13 protein-coding genes are annotated in these 14,182 nt (G+C 63.6%); 7 read left to right on the forward strand and 6 right to left on the reverse strand.

Annotation, left to right across the window (positions count from 1 at the left end; genetic code table 11):
- Positions 1-131: 131 nt before the first annotated feature.
- Genes WNZ15_RS14545 through WNZ15_RS14555 form a run of 3 tightly spaced genes read right to left on the reverse strand, consistent with a single transcriptional unit; the run spans position 132 to position 3,140 of the window.
- Entirely contained in the window at positions 132-875 is a 744-nt protein-coding gene (locus WNZ15_RS14545; RefSeq protein ID WP_342893704.1) for an Asp/Glu racemase, read from the reverse strand.
- Between the two features lie 47 nt (positions 876-922).
- A complete protein-coding gene (locus WNZ15_RS14550; RefSeq protein ID WP_342893705.1) occupies positions 923-2,065 on the reverse strand; it encodes a Xaa-Pro peptidase family protein in 1,143 nt (380 codons plus the stop codon).
- A complete protein-coding gene (locus tag WNZ15_RS14555) occupies positions 2,058-3,140 on the reverse strand; it encodes a pyridoxal-phosphate dependent enzyme (RefSeq protein ID WP_342893706.1) in 1,083 nt (360 codons plus the stop codon). The genes WNZ15_RS14550 and WNZ15_RS14555 overlap by 8 nt, the downstream gene beginning before the upstream one ends.
- A 156-nt stretch (positions 3,141-3,296) precedes the next feature.
- Between WNZ15_RS14555 and WNZ15_RS14560 the strand changes: the two genes are divergently transcribed.
- Both WNZ15_RS14560 and WNZ15_RS14565 read left to right on the forward strand, forming a co-directional pair.
- Entirely contained in the window at positions 3,297-3,632 is a 336-nt protein-coding gene (locus WNZ15_RS14560) for a metalloregulator ArsR/SmtB family transcription factor (protein ID WP_342893707.1), read from the forward strand.
- Between the two features lie 19 nt (positions 3,633-3,651).
- Positions 3,652-4,161: an arsenate reductase ArsC gene (locus tag WNZ15_RS14565; RefSeq protein ID WP_342893708.1), complete on the forward strand. Its 510-nt coding sequence runs from the start codon at positions 3,652-3,654 to the stop codon at positions 4,159-4,161.
- A 101-nt stretch (positions 4,162-4,262) separates the two neighbouring features.
- Here WNZ15_RS14565 and WNZ15_RS14570 read toward each other — a convergent pair whose 3' ends face one another.
- Entirely contained in the window at positions 4,263-5,462 is a 1,200-nt protein-coding gene (locus tag WNZ15_RS14570) for a multidrug effflux MFS transporter (RefSeq protein WP_342893709.1), read from the reverse strand.
- A 314-nt stretch (positions 5,463-5,776) separates the two neighbouring features.
- Here WNZ15_RS14570 and WNZ15_RS14575 point away from each other — a divergent pair, with 314 nt between their 5' ends.
- On the forward strand, positions 5,777-7,990 hold the full coding sequence (locus tag WNZ15_RS14575; RefSeq protein ID WP_342893710.1) for an esterase-like activity of phytase family protein: 2,214 nt from the start codon (positions 5,777-5,779) through the stop codon (positions 7,988-7,990).
- Positions 7,991-8,119: 129 nt separating this feature from the next.
- On the opposite strand, the gene WNZ15_RS14580 is transcribed toward WNZ15_RS14575, so the two are convergent.
- Positions 8,120-9,025 carry a LysR family transcriptional regulator gene (locus tag WNZ15_RS14580; protein WP_342893711.1) on the reverse strand — a complete coding sequence of 302 codons (906 nt, stop codon included), beginning with the start codon at positions 9,023-9,025 and terminating at the stop codon, positions 8,120-8,122.
- Between the two features lie 100 nt (positions 9,026-9,125).
- Between WNZ15_RS14580 and WNZ15_RS14585 the strand changes: the two genes are divergently transcribed.
- From WNZ15_RS14585 to WNZ15_RS14595, 3 genes are all read left to right on the forward strand, one after another.
- The gene (locus WNZ15_RS14585; protein WP_342893712.1) at positions 9,126-10,163 is read left to right on the forward strand and encodes an aldo/keto reductase; all 1,038 of its coding nucleotides are present in this window, start codon (positions 9,126-9,128) and stop codon (positions 10,161-10,163) included.
- Positions 10,164-10,621: 458 nt separating this feature from the next.
- Positions 10,622-11,053, forward strand: coding sequence for a YqaA family protein (locus tag WNZ15_RS14590; protein ID WP_342893713.1), 432 nt, complete (start codon positions 10,622-10,624; stop codon positions 11,051-11,053).
- A 153-nt stretch (positions 11,054-11,206) separates the two neighbouring features.
- A complete protein-coding gene (locus tag WNZ15_RS14595) occupies positions 11,207-11,926 on the forward strand; it encodes a spermidine synthase (RefSeq protein ID WP_342893714.1) in 720 nt (239 codons plus the stop codon).
- 29 nt (positions 11,927-11,955) lie between these two features.
- Here WNZ15_RS14595 and WNZ15_RS14600 read toward each other — a convergent pair whose 3' ends face one another.
- Entirely contained in the window at positions 11,956-12,951 is a 996-nt protein-coding gene (locus WNZ15_RS14600) for a LacI family DNA-binding transcriptional regulator (protein ID WP_342893715.1), read from the reverse strand.
- 153 nt (positions 12,952-13,104) lie between these two features.
- Between WNZ15_RS14600 and WNZ15_RS14605 the strand changes: the two genes are divergently transcribed.
- Entirely contained in the window at positions 13,105-14,127 is a 1,023-nt protein-coding gene (locus WNZ15_RS14605) for an ABC transporter substrate-binding protein (RefSeq protein WP_342893716.1), read from the forward strand.
- Positions 14,128-14,182 lie beyond the last annotated feature (55 nt).

Genomic DNA, 14,182 nt, shown 5'->3' on the forward strand with positions numbered 1-14,182 from the left:
GAGTTCTTGCCCGGAATCCCGCCAAAGTCAACAGGTAAAGCCGAGACCGGCCCGATCCTCCTTGCCTGCGGCCGGTGCGAAAGCGCGTATCTTCCGGATTCAGGATGCCCGGAAAATGTATCGCAGTCTGTCTATGCGTGGAAAAGGCGGCCTGGTCCGGCCGACTTCCAGGGAAGGCCGGCAAGGACCATCATGTGCCAGGCCAGCGCCAGATTGGAGCTGATGACCGGTTTGCCCAGCCGCTGCTCGCAAGCCTCGATCACCTTGAAGGTGCGCAGGTTCGTGCAGGACGCGAATACGGCCTCCACCTTCGGGTCGCTGCCGACCCTGCAGATGGCTTCCTCCACGGACGCCAGGGCAATGCGCGCGACGACGGCTTCCTCGCTCTGGTCGAAAGAACCGACCGTGACAGGGTCCAGGCCGTTTTCTTTCAGGAATGCGCAGACCGCATCGGAAACGCTGGCCACATAAGGCGAGACCACGCCGACCCGCGTAACCTTCAACTGCTTCAGCGCGGCAGCAACCGCGCTGGCCGGATTGGTTGCCTGCGCTTGCGGGTGAACCCGGCGGATGGCTTCGGTGACGGCTTCCGGCCCGATCATGGTCGCCCCGGATGTGCAGGCATAGGCGACGGCATCGAGCGGACGGTTCGAGGGCAGGAGCGCGGCGGCACCGGCGAGGCCCGATTTCATCTGCATCAGGGTTTCCGGCGTGACCTGCGGCGCGCTTTCGATCCGGGTGTGATACAGGGCGACGCCGTCCAGATCGAACAGGCTGCGAAATTCGCTTTCGATGGTTTCGTCCGCGCGCAGAACGATCAGCCCAAGCGCCGCCTTTTCTCCCGGGCCAGTGTCTGTTTCAAAGCTCAGTTTCATGCCCCTGCCTTTCAAGCCCCTGTCTTTCAAGCCCCTGTCTCCGAAAATCAGCCGCCGATGACCGGAATGTCCGGTCCGGCGGGAACGCTCAGGAAGTCCGGATCCCCGTCGCGAATGACGATGTTTTCCTCGTGGACCATCATTTTGCCGGCGCCCAGATCAATGCCCGGCTCGAGCGTCAGCACCATGCGCTCGCGAAGCACCGTCTCGTCGAAACCGGTCAGGGACGGGGCTTCGGTCAACTGCATGCCAAGACCGTGACCGAACCGGCCGACATCGCCTTCGCCCTGGCCGATCGTGTCCGCCATGGCCCGGTACAGGTCGGCGCAGGTTTGTCCGGGCCGGGCAATGGCCGCAGCAGCTTTCACCGCCGCAACAAGCGTCTCATGGGCGCGCCTGACGGCCTCGGAGGCCGTTCCGATCGCGAAGTTGCGGTCGAAGTCGCAGAAGTAACCGGTTCTGGTAGCGCCGGTGTCGAGCATCAGAACGTCGCCGGCCTTCAGTTCCCGTTCGTTCGGCGGCGAGATCACGTCGCCATAGCCGCCCTGGCCCGCGCCGCCGACAAGATACGGAACGTCATCGGCGCCCTGGTTCAGCAGTTCGATCCGGAACGCCCGGAACACGCCGCTCAGGGGCTGCCCCTCATGGAACAGGCTGGGCGCATTGGCAAAGGCCGCCGACCCGATCCGGCAGATGTCGCGCAATCGCCCTATTTCAGCTTCCGATTTCACCATTCTGAGGGCCTGGACCAGATCCGTGGCATTGACGAATTCCGCGCCGGTCAGGCGGACCTGCAGCGTCATGAAATCGGCCAGGGGCATGCGCAGCGAACTTTCCCGGCCCATGGGCATGCCGATCCGGCTGTACTCCTTCAAGGCGTCCGCCAGCGCGCCGATGCCGTCATCGACGGGATGCGGTGCGGAGAAGGTGCGGATGTCGTCCAGCCAGGTGGTGGCCATCAGGTGGGCGCCGATCTGCGGGATCACCGCAACCGGCTTGCCGCCGGCCGGCACCACCAGGAACCACGGCCGGGTCGGACTTTGCCAGAAGGGTGTCCTGAATCCGGAAAAATACCGGACCTCAGCTTCCGTGGTGAAGAACAGCGCGTCGAGACCGGCGGCGCGCATGGCACGCTGCGCCCGTTCGGTGCGTGCCGCGAACTCGGCTTCGGGAAAGTCCGGCTCAGCCATCCTCCGGGCCTTCCGAAAGATAACAGAGCGCGCGTGTCTCCGGGCCGAAGTTCAGCGCGCGGGCGTGGGCGCCGGCATGATGCAGGGCGGCGATGCCGGCGGCGCCCGATGCCGTCGTTGCCAGATCGTACTCCGCGAGCAGGGCGACCGTTTCGGCTGCCTCTTCATCCGAAATCGTCGCGAAGATGTCTGCTTCCCGCGCCAGATATTTCAATGCCAGGTGCGACGGTTCCTTGCAGTCGAGCCGTCCCATGATCGAGACGGGGCCGGGCGCGGTGACCGCCTTGCCGGCCTGGATGCTGGCCTTGAGCGCGGGCGCGAAGTCCGGTTCCGCCACCACGATGGTGACGTCCCGGCCCCAGGTGGCCCGGGCGCTGAACGCGCAAGCGGCGGCAAGACCGCCGACACCGGCCTGCAAGAACACGTGGGTTGGCGGCTCGGGTATCTGCCGCGAAATTTCGGTGCCCATGATCAGGTAGCCTTCCATCACGTCCCGTCCGGCGCCGGTCATGCCCGGCCAGGTGCTGTCGGGAAGAAGCACCCATCCGTTGGCCTCGGCCTGCCGTTCGGCTTCCGCCATGCTGTCCTCGTAGGTGGCGCCGGCCCTGACAACCGTCGCCCCCGTTTGCCGAAGCCGCACCGCAAAGGCTTCCGGCACCGTTTCGGAAACAAAAACGGCCGCCTTCGCTCCGTAGAGCGGCGCGCCGGTGGCGAGCGACAGCCCGTGGTTGCCCGCGCTGGCGCAGGCGAAGGTCACGCCCTCGAGAGATGTTCCAGGGTCATCCGCATTGCCGTCCCGGACTTTCTGCCCGGCCCGTTTGGCGATCGCATAGGCCGCGCCGAGCGCCTTGAAGCTGCCAAGACCCATCCGGTTGCGCTCGTCCTTGAGGTAAAGCGCGCCGATGCCGAAAGCCTGCGCAATATCCCTGCGGTCCAGGAGCAAGGTCGGGCCTCCGTCCGGGCTTCCTGCCAGAAAGGTCTCCGCCGCCACCGGGGTTTCGGAGATCGTGCCCTCCGCAAGGCCTTCGGGGTCGGGCAGGCCTTCGCCAAGCCAGGGATTTTTCAGTATGTCCATGGGCCACCTTGATCGTGTCGATGGCACAGGTCATCAGCAGTCACCGCCAATTTCAAGTGCTCCGGCGCCAAATGACGGTTTCCGTCCAACGCGCGGTGTTATCGCGACAGCAATCCGGGGCTTGTAAAACTTCCATAAATCGGGATATCATGATTTATGGATATAAATGATGCCTTGGGTGCCTTCGGGGCGCTCAGCCAGAAAACACGGCTGGATGTGTTCCGGCTTCTGATCAAAGCGGGTCCCGCCGGCATGAGCGCAGGTGACATCGGCGAGGCGCTGGGCGTTCGCCAGAACACGATGTCGGCCAACCTGTCGGTGCTGCTGCAGGCGGGTCTTGTCCGCAACGAACGCGAGGGCCGGATCATCCGCTATTTCGCGGATCTGGACGGCACCAGGCAACTGTTGACGTTCCTGATGGCTGACTGCTGCGGCGGTCATCCGGAATTATGCGCGCAGGTCATGGAAACGATTGCCTGCCATAAATCGTAAACCACGCTGGGAGACCCCAATGTCGGACGAAGTCTATAACGTGCTTTTTCTCTGCACCGGCAATTCCGCCCGGTCCATTCTGGCCGAATCCATCCTGAACAGGGACGGACAGGGCCGTTTCAAGGCCTATTCCGCCGGCTCTCACCCGAACGGCAGTGTTCGGCCCGAAGCTCTGGAACTGCTGAATAAACTCAATTTCAAGACCGACGAGCTTCGCTCCAAGGACTGGAGCGAGTTCGCGGAACCTGGTGCCCCGGTGATGGATTTCGTCTTCACCGTGTGTGACAACGCCGCCAGCGAAGTCTGCCCGGTTTGGCCCGGCCAGCCGATGTCGGCTCACTGGGGGCTGCCGGATCCTGCGGCGGTTGAAGGTACGGAAGCCGAGCGGCGGCTGGCGTATAGCGACGCCTTCCGCATGCTGAACAACCGCATTTCGATCTTCATGAACCTGCCGATGACGTCCCTGGACAAATTGTCCCTGCAGAAGAAACTGGACCAGATCGGCACGTCCGCCCACGAGCCGGCCTGAACTGCCGCGTCGGGCACCCGCCCGACGTGACGCCATCCGGTCTCTGACGCCCTCAGCATTCGACCCACCCTGTGCTCATCCGGGCGCAGGGTGATCTGTTTTCAGGCCGGCGCGTTGTGGCGCCGTGCCGGGCGCAGGGTCAGCAGGGCGATGATCAGAGCCGTCAGCGCACAGGCCGCGACCGCGCCGACCAGCGGCAGCGGCGTGCGGTCGAAGAACGGACTGCAAATCAGAATCATCACGCCGCCGGACACCATCTGGAACGTACCGCCCAGGGACGAGGCCATGCCGGCATGCTCGCCGTGCTCTTCCAGGGACATCACCATGGTCGGGGCGATGACCTGTCCGAGGCAGGTGTTGCCGAGAAACAGCAGGGCCATGAGCACCGGCAGGTCGTCGATGCCGCTCCAGACCAGCACGAACAGCAGCGACGTTGCCGCGGCGAAGCCGCAGACCGCCAGCAGGGCGACACGGCCCATGCCGAAACGTTCGCCGAATGTTGCCGCGAATTGCGATGACGCGAAGAAACCGACGGCGTTGAGTGCGAACACCAGGCTGAAGCCCGTCGGTGTCAGTCCGTAATGGCTCATGTAGACCAGCGGCGCGGCGGCGATGAATACGAAGAAACTGGCCAGCGAAAAACCGCTGATCAGGGTCAGGCCCATGAACCGGGCATCCCTGAGCAGATAGACCGCGCTGCGGATCATCGCGACCGCATCGATCCGTGCGCGGCGCTCCGGCGGCAGTGTTTCAGGCAACAGGAAGGCCATTTGCACCATTGCGGCGAATGCCAAGATTGCAAGAACGCCAAAAATCAGCCGCCAGCTGCCGAATTGTATGATCACGCTGCCGGTCAACGGTGCCAGCATCGGCGAGATGCTGATGACCAGCATGACGAGCGCCATCAGCCGGGTCGCCCGGCTGCCCGTGTGCAGGTCGCGCACGACGGCGCGCACGATCACCATCGGGGCGGCCGCGCCAAGCGCCTGGACGAAGCGGCCGATCGTCAGCGTCGAGACATCCGGCGCCGCCGCGCACAGCGCGGAGCCGGCGATAAACACGACGAGGCCGATGAAAACCGGCATCTTGCGGCCGAACCGGTCGGCCAGAGGTCCGTAGATCATCTGCGCCAGACCGAAGGCGATGAAATAGACCGTGAAGGTCATGTGGACCGCCGCGTCGTCGGTGTTCAGGTCGCGCACGATTTCTGGCATCGCCGGCAGGTAGAGGTCGATTGCGAACGGGCCGACTACAGCCAAGAGCCCGAGCACGACTGCGGCGCGCACAAATCCGATCTGCATGAAATGTTCCGATAAAACCGGCGCCTGGGCACAAAAGCACAACAGGCGCGAAACATGGGGAACCACCAGAGTGGAAGACCCGGCTATCGAAGTCGAGTCCTTTCTGGTCTGAAGCCTTGCGAAAATCGCATATCCGGGTTGCGTCGCAAGCTCATTGGACTTGCGGATGTGTCTTCCCGGATGCCGGAAAAACCGCCTGAAGATTCCATCCACCGCCGTGTGTCATCAAAGCTTCATTCAAGTGTCACCGATCTTGCAAGGAGCCCTTCTAGCTTGCCGCCATCTTTAACTCGACATTTGTGGGAGCAAGTGCAGTGGCGAACCTTCGCGGACGTTTTTTAAAAGGTGTCAGTCTTGCCGTATTGTTCGGCCTCGGGGCCGTTCCGGCTGCCCAGGCCGGTTATTTCGAGCGCATCAATTCCTACCCGGTCTACAAGACCCTGCCGGATGGTGCCGACAAGGCGACGGAGACGGTTGCCGAAATCATCTACGCTTCCAGGGACGGCCGCACGCTGGCCTTCACCGACAGCCCCGGCGAGGCGATCGTGTTCGTCAATGCCGCCAATCCGCTGAATGTCCAGCCGCTGGCGCGCGTCGCGCTCGGCGGTGAGCCGACATCCGTTGCCGTCGGCGCCAGGGCCGCCTACGCCGGTGTCAACACAAGCGAAGACTTCATCAATGCCACCGGCCACATGGCCGTGATCGCGCTGGATGGCATGGGCATCACCGCGACATGCGACGCCAAGGGCCAGCCGGACAGCGTTGCGATCTCGCCGGACGGAAAGTTCGTTGCCATCGCCATCGAGAACGAGCGCGACGAAGACCTCAATGACGGCGTCATCCCGCAGATGCCGGCCGGCCATCTTGCGATCTTCGACCTCGACGACAACGGTATGCCGACCAATTGCGACGCGGTCCGCATCGTTGACATGACCGGTCTGGCCGAGGTGGCGCCGACCGATCCGGAGCCGGAATTCGTTTCCATCAACTCGAAGAACCAGGCTGTCGTCACCCTGCAGGAAAACAACCACATCGCGATTGTCGACCTGGCAAGCGGCGACGTGACCGCGCATTTCTCCGCCGGCACGGCGTCCGCTGAAAACATTCCGGTCTCCAAGGCCCGCATGAGCGATGCCTCGGGTTCCACGGAAGATGTCCGGCGAGAGCCGGATGCGGTTGCCTGGATCGACGACGAGCGGTTCGTAACGGCCAACGAAGGCGACTATGAAGGCGGCTCGCGCGGCTTCACGATCTGGAACTCCAAGGGCGACGTTCTGTTCGACAGTGGCAACCAGATGGAACATCTGAGCATGTCGCACGGTCATTACCCGGCCAAGCGGGCCGCCAAGAAGGGCACCGAGCCGGAAGGCGTCGCCATCGGCGCGTTCGGCGGCGAGACGCTGATCTTCGTCAATTCCGAGCGCGGCAATTTCGTGGCGGTCTACAAGGACACCGGCGCCGAGCCGGAATTCGTTCAGCTTCTGCCGACCCATGTCGGTCCGGAAGGCCTGCTGGCAATCCCGAACCGGGATCTGTTCGCGGTTGCCAACGAGGTGGACGAAGACGGTGTGCGCTCGCATGTCTCGCTCTACCAGTACGGCGCCGAGGCTCCGGCCTATCCGTCGATTGTCTCCATGCTTGACCCGGAAAAGCATGCGCCGATCGGCTGGGGCGCGTTGTCGGCTCTCGCAGCGGACCCGCAGGATGCCAACACGCTCTACGCGGTCAGCGACAGCTTCTATGACGATGCCCGCATCTACACGCTGGACATCGCCTCCAAGCCGGCGAAGATCACTTCCTATGTGACGGTCACCGGTTTCAACCAGTCCAAGCTGGACCTGGAAGGCATTTCGGTCGCGAAAGACGGTGGCTTCTGGCTGGCGTCAGAAGGCCATCCGGAAAACGACCGCAGGCATCTGTTGCTGAAGGTCGGTGCCGATGGTGCGGTGAGCGAGGAAATCACCCTGCCGCAGTCTCTGATCGACCAGGCGCAGCGCTTCTCCTTTGAAGGCGTCGCCGAATTCGAAATGGGCGGCCAGACGCTCGTCGCCGTCGCCGTTCAGCGCGAGTGGAAGGACGATCCGAAGGGTCACAGCAAGATCGCCATCTACAACCCGGCGGACAAGTCCTGGGGCTTCGTCCACTATCCGCTCGACGCGCCGAAAAGCGCCGCCGGCGGCTGGGTCGGCCTGTCTGAAATCGTCTCCATGGGCGAGGGCGACTTCGCCATCCTGGAGCGCGACAACAAGGGTGGTGAGGATGCCGCCATCAAGCAGATCACCACGATTTCGCTGAAGGGCGTCACGCCCGCGGCCCATGGCGAGACGCTTCCGGTTCTGGACAAGCACTTCGCGATGGACATCCTGCCGGCCATGGCCAAGGGCAAGGGCTGGGTTCTGGACAAGCCGGAAGGCCTGACCATCACCGCCGACGGCCGCCTGATCCTGGTGACCGACAATGACGGCGTCGACGATGCGCCGGGTGAAACCCAGCTCATCGACCTCGGCCCGGTGTCCCGCCTGAACTGAGGCAAATCGTTCAAGGTCCTCCCCGAACTTTCAGGCCAGGACCTGACGGAAGGCCCGGCGGCTTCGGCTGCCGGGCCTTCATTCGTTTGAAACGGTCGCATGAACGCCTGGTGCCCGGGTCCAGAGACCTCAGGAAACCCTGCCATGGTCCGCCAGGTAGTCGAGCAGAGCCCGGACACGGGAGGGCAACGGACCGCCCTGGCCGATATGGAGGGCATGAAAGGCTTCCCTGTCACCGGGATTGAGATGATCGAGCACGGGGATAAGACGGCCGGCGGCGATATCGTCGCGGACTGTGAAGGCGGCCAGCCGGGCGAGCCCGTTTCCGCTCAGGGTGAGCCGGCGAAGGGCCTCGCCGTCGCTTGCCTGCACGCGGCCGGCAACCGGCAGCACGATCGTCCCGCCCTTGTCCTTCAGCGGCCAGCCATCGACCGTTCTGGCATAGCCGAACCCCAGCCGGGAATGCTTCTGAAGATCCTCAACGCCGGCAGGTGTTCCAAATCGCTCGAGGTAGGCGGGAGAACCGACGATGACCATGGCGGTCTCGCCAAGTTTGCGGGCGACGAGGCTTGAACTCTTCATCGGGCCGGCGCGCACCGCCACATCCGTCCGCTCCGCCAGCAGGTCGACGACCCTGTCGGTCTGGACGAGATCAAGCGTGATGCCGGGATGAAGCTCCAGGAAGACCGGCAGGACCGGCGCCAGGACATGGGCCGCGTAGGACGCGCTGGTGTTGAGGCGGATGCGGCCGACAGGCTCTTCTCCGGCGCGTGCGCTGCGCTCCGCGTCCTCCATATCCGCAAGGATGCCCGAGGATCGTTCATAGAACGCACAGCCTTCGGGAGTGAGCTGAAGGGCGCGCGTCGAGCGGTTGACCAGCCGCACGCCCAGCCTGGCCTCCAGGCGCGACACAAGTTTGCTGACGGCGGACGGTGTCATCAGGCAGGTGCGGGCGGCAGCTGAAAAGCCGCCTTGCTCCACCACTTGCACGAAGACTTCCATTTCTCCGGACCGATTGACCTGGGAGCGCTCCATCTTTCCTTCAATTCACAGATGATATTCTTGACGGCATTCTAATTCAACAAAGGATCCGCGTCTATCTTTCGCTCAGCGCGACAATCGAAAGGAACATCCAATGGAATATCGCACGCTCGGCCGGTCCGGTCTGAAAGTCCCTGTCCTGAGTTTCGGCGCCGGCACCTTTGGCGGATCGGGGCCCTTGTTCGGCGCCTGGGGGAATACCGGCGTCAAGGAAGCCGGCCGCCTTGTCGACATCTGTCTCGAAGCGGGGATCAATCTCTTCGACACTGCCGATGTCTATTCCGGCGGCGCGTCGGAAGAAGTCCTCGGCGCGGCGCTCAAGGGGCGGCGGGACAAGGTGCTGATCTCGACAAAGGCAGGCCTGCCCATGGGGGACGGGCCGAATGAGGCAGGGTCGTCGCGGCTGCGGTTGATCCGGTCGGTGGAAGACGCGCTGAAGCGGCTCGGTACGGATCGCATCGACATTTTCCAGCTCCATGCCTTCGACGCCTTCACACCGGTGGAGGAGGTGCTTGCCACGCTGGACACGCTCGTGCGGGACGGCAAGATCCGCTATGCCGGCGTCTCCAACTTTTCCGGCTGGCAGATCATGAAGTCGCTGGCGGCCGCAGAAAAAAACGCCTGGCCGCGGTACGTCGCCAATCAGGTCTATTATTCGCTGATCGGGCGCGACTACGAGTGGGATCTGATGCCGCTCGGTGCCGATCAGGGGATCGGGGCGCTCGTCTGGAGCCCGCTCGGCTGGGGGCGGCTGACCGGCAAGATCAGACGGGGCGTGCCGCTGCCCGAAGGAAGCCGTCTGCACGAGACCGCCGATTTCGGTCCGCCCGTGGAAGACGACCATCTTTTCAACGTGGTGGATGTGTTGGACGAGGTGAGTCGCGAGACCGGGAAAACCGTGCCGCAGGTCGCGCTCAACTGGCTTGTGCAGCGTCCGACGGTCTCCTCCGTCATCATAGGCGCGCGCAATGAAGACCAGCTTCGCCAGAACATCGGCGCGGTCGGCTGGTCGCTCTCGGGTGAGCAGATCGGCAGGCTGGACGCCGCCAGTGCGGTCACGGCGCCTTATCCGCATTTCCCCTACCGGAGGCAGGAAGGCTTCGCCCGGTTGAGTCCGCCACTCGCCGGGTAGGAGCACAGGTGCCCGGGGCACCCGGCACGGGCGATGGCGCGTACCGGGTTCGCCGCGAAAGACCCGGCACCTTTGGCTGCCGGGTCTTTTTTCTTGGCATCGTCATCGCGGAGGCAGCGCAGCGAAAATGATGGATCAGGGGTCCTAGGTCTGCCGCGGGCGATGTGCAGGTGTGACCGGGTTTCCGGCGCTCCGCCCCCCTTCAAGAGCTTTGCCCGGCCGGGAGCGATTACGTCCACCGTTCTTGCGAGATGGTCGCCTCCTCCCCGATGCCTTCCCCGATCAAGTCGGGGAAGGCCGCCTTGGATGTGGTCAGGCAATCTCTTTCGAAATGCGTTCATGACGTCAGAGAGCGTGGATGCCGGACGGCTTCTCTCGAGAGTCTATGGCAAGCTCCGCGTTTTGTCGTATAGGAGGGCCATGATCTTCCTCCTGAATATGCCGGCCCGTCCCGCCCCATGAGCGCCAGCCTCATCGGCCTCTTCGGGATTTCGTTCCTGGCGGCGACGCTTCTGCCGGCCCAGTCCGAACTCGGGCTTTCCGGGCTGATTGCCGCCGGAACCGAGCCCGTCGTCCTGCTGGTTGCCGCGGCCAGCCTCGGCAACACGCTCGGGTCCATGGTCAACTGGGGGCTTGGTCGCGGCGCCGCGGCGTTCTCTGACGCGTCCTGGTTTCCGCTCAAGCCCGAGAAGCTGGCACGCGCCACCGGCTGGTACCGCCGCTACGGCCGCTGGTCCCTGCTGATGAGCTGGGCACCGGTGATCGGCGACCCGCTGACCCTGGCCGCCGGTGTGCTGAGGGAACCCTTCTGGAGTTTCGCCATCCTGGTGGCGATCGCCAAGACGGCGCGTTATCTGATTGTCGCGCTGGTGACCCTGCAGGTGTTCTGAGAGGCAGGCCACCGGGGTCCCGGCTCGAGGGGGCGGGAGCAAGTGGAGAGGCCTGCTCGTTCGGCTTGGCTTGGCCATGATGTCCATGGCGATTTGTGTCTCTGCCGAAGGTCCGCTCTTCCCAAAGCGCCAATCCATCGCCATGGTGCCCTGATGAGCGCATTGTTTGAAGAACTCGACTATTCACCCACGCCCATCGGCGCGATCTCCCTGCGGCGGCGGCATATCCTCGCCCTCAAGACCGATGTCTTCGAGATACTGCTCGGCGAAGAGCACCTGATGTCGAGCCTGTTCACAGCTTCGGAAGTGGCGCTGGCCGATCTGGGGGTCGCGGCGTTGAAGGGCGGGGATCTGGATGTGCTGGTGGGCGGGCTGGGCCTCGGCTACACCGCAAAGGCCGCGCTGGCGCATGACACCGTTGCCCGGCTCACGGTTGTCGACCTGCTGGAGCCGGTGATCCGCTGGCACCGGGAAGGGCTGGTGCCGATGAAGACCGAACTGGCCGACGACCCGCGCTGCAAGCTGGTGCAGGGGGATTTCTTTGCCCAGGCGGCGTCGGACACCGGCTTCGATCCGGACAGGCCCGCCCGTCAATACGATGCCATCCTGATCGACATCGACCACACGCCGGAGCGCCTGCTGCATGGCGGGTCGGAAGGGTTCTACACCGCCGAAGGCCTGCGCGGTCTGAAGCGGTTCTTGAAGCCCGGCGGGGTTGTCGGCCTGTGGTCCGACGAGGCCCCGGACGGGGCGATCACGGATTTGCTCGGCGAGGCCTTCGAGGAGGCCTGGGCCGAGCCGGTCGTCTTCGCGAACCCGCTGCAGGACGGGCGTGAAGTGACCCAGGCGGTGTATCTGGGGCGGAAGGTCTGAGGTGAGGTCCGGGAGATGGCTCGCGACCTTCAGGCGAGGATGCTGCCGCGCCAGATCAGGCGCGACTGGAGCGTGACCGTGCGCGGTGTGTCGTCCTGCGCTTCGGATAGATAGGTGACTGCGGCCTCGGCAATTTGTTCCGCCGGCTGGCGAAAGGTCGTCAGGTTGTAGCTTTCCCACGAAGCCTGCTCGATATCGTCGAAACCGATCACGGAAACATCTTCCGGCACACGCAGTTTGAACCGGCGGCGGGCCGCGTCGACGACGCCGCAGGCGATCAGGTCCGTCACGCAAAAGATGCCGTCCGGTCTTTGAGTGCGGGTCAGCAGCCGTGTGCCCACGTCCAGCCCGGTCTGGTAGGATGTCATTCCGCTCGCCTCCTCGATGACCTCGCATCCCGCCTCTGCGGCGGCTGCGCGAAACCCCCTGCAGCGGTCTTCCAGGCTGGGGGTTCCTGCCTTGGAGGAGGCAAGCGCCGGGCGTTTGCACCCGGCGGCCGCAAGCGAGGCGAAGGCCTGCCGCCCGGCAGCAAGATCGTCCACCCTGACCCGCAAGGCGCCGGCCCGTTCCTCGTTGCGATTGATCAGGACCAGACGCATGCCATTGCGAAGACAGGTTTCGGCCAGGGAGGCATCAGGCATGCCGGACAGTACGATGGCTGCATCCGTGCGATAGGAAATGGCCTGCCGCAGCGCTTGCGCAACGCTTTCGTCCGAGCGGTCTGTATTGATGAGCAGGCCGACCTTGCCTGCTGCCTGCAGCTTCTCGGACAGAGTGGCGAGCAGAAAGGACCGGTAGGGGGTCTGAATCTCGCCGGCAATCAGTGCAACGATGCCTGTCTTAGAGGTCAGAAGTCCGCGCGCAAGATTGTTGACGTGGTAGCCCAGTGTTTCGGCCGCCGCGTGCACCTTGGCCCGGGTTTCGGAAGAGACGGATGCGCCGGGTGTAAACGCCCGGGAGACGGCCGTGCGCGACACACCGGCCAGTTCCGCAACATCCTTCGCGCTTACCTTGTTCTTGATCATGTGAACCCTCTGCAATGCTGTGCATCTGCCTCTTTCGATCTAATTATCCTATTTTTCTGACACTTTATTGACAAACGCTGAGGTTGATTGCAATTTGATGCACAGGTGTGCATAGCATCTATTCCCAGATTTTTGGGAAAATGGGAGGAAATCATGAAGTCATTGAAATATGCCCTTCTGGGCGGTTTTGCCTTGTTGCCTGCCAGTGCAATGGCGGACGAGCTGAATCTGATCTGTTCGGCTGACGTGGTGATCTGCGAAAAGCTGGTCAGCGAATTCGAGGCCAGTCATTCGGACATCGACGTGAACATGGTGCGTCTGTCGTCGGGAGAGGCTTTTGCAAAGATCCGGGCGGAGGCCCGCAACCCGCAAACCGATCTGTGGTGGGGCGGCACCGGCGATCCGCATCTTCAGGCCGGCCAGGACGGGCTGAGCGCGAAGTATGAATCGCCCATGCTGGCTGAGCTTCAGGACTGGGCGCAAGGCCAGGCCAAGGTTTCCGACTATCACACTGTGGGGGTTTATTCCGGTGCGCTCGGTTGGGGCTACAACACCGAAATTCTTGAAGGAAAGGGCATCTCTGAGCCGAAGTGCTGGGCTGACCTGCTGGATCCGGCGCTGAAGGGCGAGATCCAGATCGCCGACCCGAACTCGTCTGGCACCGCCTACACGACGCTGGCGACGCTGGTGCAATTGCTCGGTGAAGACGAGGCGTTCGACTTCCTCAAGAAGATGCACGCCAATGTCTCGCAATACACCAAGTCGGGCAGTGCGCCTGTGAAGGCCGCCGCGCGCGGCGAAACCGGCCTGGGGATCGTGTTCCAGCATGACGCCGTCGCGCAGGCAGTATCGGGTTTCCCGATCGGCGTTGTCGCCCCTTGTGAGGGTACGGGCTATGAAATCGGCTCCATGTCCATGGTCGAGGGGGCTCAAAACCCCGAAGCTGCAAAGACATTTTACGATTGGGTACTGACGGCGGAAGTCCAGAGCATGATGCCGGAGGCAGGTTCGTTCCAGATCCCCTCCAACGCCAGTGCAAAGCCGCCCAAGGAAGCTCCGGATCTGTCGACGATCAAGCTGATCGATTACGACTTCGCCGAATACGGCAGTGCGGACCGGCGCAAGGCGCTGCTGGCGCGCTGGGATAAAGAGGTCGGCTCGTTGCCGCTCCAGTAAATCCCTGACAGGGCGGGTGGCCTTCCGGTCACCCGCTGCCTTGCCTTCCAGACCC

Source organism: Roseibium sp. AS2, assembly GCF_038900065.1.
Lineage (GTDB): Bacteria > Pseudomonadota > Alphaproteobacteria > Rhizobiales > Stappiaceae > Roseibium.